This is a genomic window from Klebsiella sp. C283, from assembly GCF_048822555.1.
Lineage (GTDB): Bacteria > Pseudomonadota > Gammaproteobacteria > Enterobacterales > Enterobacteriaceae > Klebsiella > Klebsiella quasipneumoniae.
Map to the genome: position 1 here is coordinate 1 of NZ_JBMEZS010000044.1, position 3,851 is coordinate 3,851.

Below are 3,851 nucleotides of genomic sequence, written 5' to 3' on the forward strand. Positions count from 1 at the left end.
CATACGGCGACGCATCAATCAGCTCCCGGATTTCTTCCGGCTTCCCCTGCAGGACGCTGGCACCTTCACGCTGCCGGTCTTTACCCAGAAGATAGTCCACCGGACCGGCGCCCCCGCCGCGACCCCGTGGATGGAATTTAACAATCATCATCCGGCCCTTTTTCCAGTACGGCATGCCGCAACCGTTCCAGACCGGCATCGATCGCCATCAGCGCTGCCACGATCTGCACCCGGTCATGACCGGCACCACCGGCGTTCACTTTCCGGGCGATCTGGTTCAGGTTATTGCCCATGCCGGCAAGCTGACGCAGCAGCGCCGGCGAAATCGAGGGAAGCCTGCCGGCGCGTGTCGGTTTCTCATCAAGGCAGGTCTGGCGCATCCACGCCGCCAGTTGTTTTCCGTCGCACCGCTCAAGCAACCGCCGATGTTCGTCTTCCGTCACCCACATCGTGAGCATCTTGTTGCGTTTATCTGCCAGAATCGCCTCCTGATAACGCCGTGGCGGACGGGAAAGCCTTTCCCGGTCGGCGCGGGGTTGGACAAGCCGCAGGCGCGTCAGTGGTTTTTAGCGGGTTTCGGGGCGCAGCCCTGAACCAGTCACGTAGCGCTAGCGGAGTGTATACTGGCTTAATATGATAAATCGAAGTGGTAATTCGGGAAAGTGCTTCATGTGGCAGGGGAAAAATTCAGCTGCGGGGCGTAAGTGCAAAATGCAGGTGGTGATGACATGACGCCTCCTCGCTCACTCGGTCGCTGCGCTCCTGCCGTGAGACGGCGGCGGGCGTTACCTGCTCACGAATGACAAGATAGAGAGACTGCGCTGAAATCAGGAAGGGCTGGAGAAAGGATGCGGCGTTGCCGTTTTTCCATAGGCTCCGCCCCCCTGACAAGCATCACAAAATCTGACGCTCAAATCAGTGGCGGCGAAACCCGACAGGACTATAAAGATCCCAGGCGTTTCCCCCTGGTAGCTCCCTCGTGCGCTCTCCTGTTCCTGCCTTTCGGTTTACCGGTGTCATTCCGCTGTTATGGCCGCGTTTGTCTCATTCCACGCCTGACACTCAGTTCCGGGTAGGCAGTTCGCTCCAAGCTGGACTGTATGCACGAACCCCCCGTTCAGTCCGACCGCTGCGCCTTATCCGGTAACTATCATCTTGATTCCAACCCGGACGGACACGAAAAAACGCCACTGGCAGCAGCCACTGGTAACAAGGGTGTACAAGATGGTATTTAAAGAGGTCTTGAAGTGGATGCCTGACTGCGGCTACACTGAAAGAACAGTTTTGGTAATTGCGGTCTTGTACACCCAGTTACCTCGGTTAGAGAATCTGCCAGGATCCTCTATCCATCGAAAAAGCCACCGGAAGGTGGTTTTTTCGTTTTCAGAGCAAGAGATTACGCGCAGAAAAAAATGATCTCAAGAAGATCCTTTCTTCGCAGGATCGATATCCATGGGATTTATGATGTTCCTTGTAATGAATCCATCACTGGAATGCATTTATCGGCGGAAGAAATCCCCCTGCGTTACAAAATGATTATGATTAGCAACTAGCCGTTTAACACAGCATTCTGCCACCTGATTTAACATAAGATTTCTTTTTTTACATTTTATCTCCCCTTCCGATGCAGAAGCCAAAACAATGCCTATTATTAGTAAGTTAGATACTAACTTCGCCAGTACTAGGGATATGGGATATCTAAAAAAGCATTGGTTTCTCTTAATAACTTCAGTTTTAACCTTCTCAGTAACCGGCACCTCCTAAAATCAGGCCATTAAAACTACCGACGGACGGACTATCGTCGCAGACGGTAAGCCTCAGATTGATAGTGACACCGGGCTGGTTTCTTACAAGGATGCACAGACAGGAAAAACAGAACATATCAACCGCGACAAAATTACCAACATGAGTGAACTAGATAACTGATAAGGAACGTTCTATGACGAAAGTAATTTATTCAGCGCTAGCTGCGATCATTGCACTTTCAGCTCTGACAGGATGCACAAGGACAAGCTATGCAATTCATACGAATGATGGCCGTACCATTGTGAGCGATGGCAAACCCAAAGAATCGGATGCTGGGTTGATTGGCTATACCGATGCTAACGGCGTGAAGCAGCAAATTAATAAACAGGAAGTCAAAGAAGTCTCAGAGATTCCTAACTGATCATAAAAAACCGCCTAGTGGCGGTTTTTTTTTACATGCTAGTAACCGTCCAATTAAACATAACATCCCTTACTCGCACCGCGCCGGAGGCACTCAGGGCGTTTCTGATGGCTGACGGGCAAAAGGTGGTGGCAAGTACACCGAAAACCACCAGAAACGCACCTGATTTATTTTACGCATATGCATCACTTATTCACATCACTGCATAGCCGGTGATTTCGGTTAAAAAAGACTCTCTGTGTGCTGAAATCGCAGAAAATGGCCATGATCCCCGTCACGCTCAGGCCACCTGAGACGGGCGTTTATCAGTCTCCATACTCCCTGTCACCATGAGATAATGTGCGTTGCCGTTCCGGTACCAGATCTGCTGTCTTCTCTGGTTCCTTTTCCGTTGTTTGCCCGTATCGCTGTTGCTCAATCTCATTCAGCCTGTCGATAACCGGCGCAGCTGCTCGCTCAAACTCTGCACCTGCCTGCTCAAGCCCGACACGCGCTCGCTCAGCGCCGCGTTCTCCCGTTGCATAAGACCAGACATCTTCCGCCATTCCTCGAAGGCGCTCTCCCACTCGTCCAGCCTTCTCGAGTAGTCCTGCTGTAGCTGCTCTAACGCGCTCAGCAATTGTTTTTCCAGTTCCGTCATTCTGCTCTACTCCCGTACCAGCTTCACCGCGTTCCGCGTCTTGTTGTCCACCTTCCGGCCCGTTTCGGCTTTCATCCCCTCCGGCAGCACCAGAAACCGTCCGTTGCGGTTTTCCAGATAGGTCACGCCCCACGTCTGCATCTGCAGTTTCGACAGCGTATCTCTCTGCTGCCTGATTTCCGCCAGGTTCGCCGCTATCCGGTTCCCCTGGTACCACAGCACCCCGCTCAGGCTGGCGAACAGCAGCCCTGACACCATGGTGATGGTCAGCCACGTCCGCCCGACCATTCGCAGCACGCTCAGCCGGTTCGACTGCATCGCCGCGTTCATCCCCTGTTCGTGGGCGCTGATGGCGTCGTTGATTCTCTTCGCGCTTGCGTTCAGTTCCGATTTGACAACGTTCTCGTGCTTGCTGAATGCGGCTTTCAGCCTCTCTTCGGTAAGCTGCTGCTGTGCTTTCGATTTCTCCTCGAAGTCCCTCGAGGCCGTTAAAAGACTGCTCATAAATGGCTCCCCTCAGTCGGATATTTCGCCCCCCGTCCGGGTCGGCAATGCTGATACTGTTTTTTGTGGTTCTGACCACCTCAAAACCGGCCGCTGTGAGCGCCCCTGTGACGTCATCACGCGTTTTCAGCTCTCCTGATGAGGCTAACATCAGCAAACCCCGTGTAATCGTCTCTGCGGCTTCCTGCTTCGTTTCTGGCAGTCCTGACGGCGTGACCAGCGCCCGCCGGTTCTCCGGGTCGTTCGGATCATGTAGCCCCAGCCTGCCGTTGACCACTGTCTGCCACGCATCGATGCGCGGCCGGTCGGCACGATCGTAATACGGCTGGAGGCGTTTCCCCGTCAGTAATTCGGTATTGGGGATCAGAAAATTCAGCTCAAGACGACCCTTGTCTGCGTGTTCCACCCACAGAATGCTGTACTGATCTTTATCGAGTCCGGGCATCAGAACCCGCTCAAAGCTGGCCATCAGTTTTTCACGCTGACCCGGCGGCAGATCCGCCTCCGCGAATGACAGCACCCCGGAGGTATATTTTTTCA

At 53.4% G+C, this 3,851-nt stretch carries 5 protein-coding genes and 1 pseudogene; 3 read left to right on the top strand and 3 right to left on the bottom strand.

Annotation, left to right across the window (positions count from 1 at the left end; translation table 11 throughout):
• Nucleotides 1-137: 137 nt before the first annotated feature.
• On the bottom strand, nt 138-479 hold the full coding sequence (locus tag ACOI7Z_RS26900; RefSeq protein WP_071599364.1) for a MobC family plasmid mobilization relaxosome protein: 342 nt from the start codon (nt 477-479) through the stop codon (nt 138-140).
• Between the two features lie 621 nt (nt 480-1,100).
• Here ACOI7Z_RS26900 and ACOI7Z_RS26905 point away from each other — a divergent pair.
• From ACOI7Z_RS26905 to ACOI7Z_RS26915, 3 genes and pseudogenes are all read left to right on the top strand, one after another.
• Nucleotides 1,101-1,235: a replication initiation protein gene (locus tag ACOI7Z_RS26905; protein WP_072042466.1), complete on the top strand. Its 135-nt coding sequence runs from the start codon at nt 1,101-1,103 to the stop codon at nt 1,233-1,235.
• Between the two features lie 454 nt (nt 1,236-1,689).
• Nucleotides 1,690-1,926 (top strand): annotated as a pseudogene (locus ACOI7Z_RS26910) (YgdI/YgdR family lipoprotein).
• Nucleotides 1,927-1,939: 13 nt separating this feature from the next.
• Nucleotides 1,940-2,167: a YgdI/YgdR family lipoprotein gene (locus ACOI7Z_RS26915; RefSeq protein ID WP_040229896.1), complete on the top strand. Its 228-nt coding sequence runs from the start codon at nt 1,940-1,942 to the stop codon at nt 2,165-2,167.
• 424 nt (nt 2,168-2,591) lie between these two features.
• Here ACOI7Z_RS26915 and ACOI7Z_RS26920 read toward each other — a convergent pair whose 3' ends face one another.
• Both ACOI7Z_RS26920 and ACOI7Z_RS26925 read right to left on the bottom strand, forming a co-directional pair.
• Nucleotides 2,592-2,807, bottom strand: a complete 216-nt coding sequence (locus tag ACOI7Z_RS26920; protein WP_015328239.1) for an MbeD family mobilization/exclusion protein — start codon at nt 2,805-2,807, stop codon at nt 2,592-2,594.
• Between the two features lie 6 nt (nt 2,808-2,813).
• Nucleotides 2,814-3,311, bottom strand: a complete 498-nt coding sequence (locus ACOI7Z_RS26925) for an MbeB family mobilization protein (RefSeq protein ID WP_040229893.1) — start codon at nt 3,309-3,311, stop codon at nt 2,814-2,816.
• Between the last annotated feature and the right edge of the window lie 540 nt (nt 3,312-3,851).

Bases quoted from the DNA above. Each gene is read 5' to 3' on its own strand.
- ACOI7Z_RS26905 (WP_072042466.1), top strand. From the start codon at position 1,101: ATGCACGAACCCCCCGTTCAGTCCGACCGCTGCGCCTTATCCGGTAAC.
- ACOI7Z_RS26915 (WP_040229896.1), top strand. From the start codon at position 1,940: ATGACGAAAGTAATTTATTCAGCGCTAGCTGCGATCATTGCACTTTCA.
- ACOI7Z_RS26920 (WP_015328239.1), bottom strand. From the start codon at position 2,807: ATGACGGAACTGGAAAAACAATTGCTGAGCGCGTTAGAGCAGCTACAG.
- ACOI7Z_RS26925 (WP_040229893.1), bottom strand. From the start codon at position 3,311: ATGAGCAGTCTTTTAACGGCCTCGAGGGACTTCGAGGAGAAATCGAAA.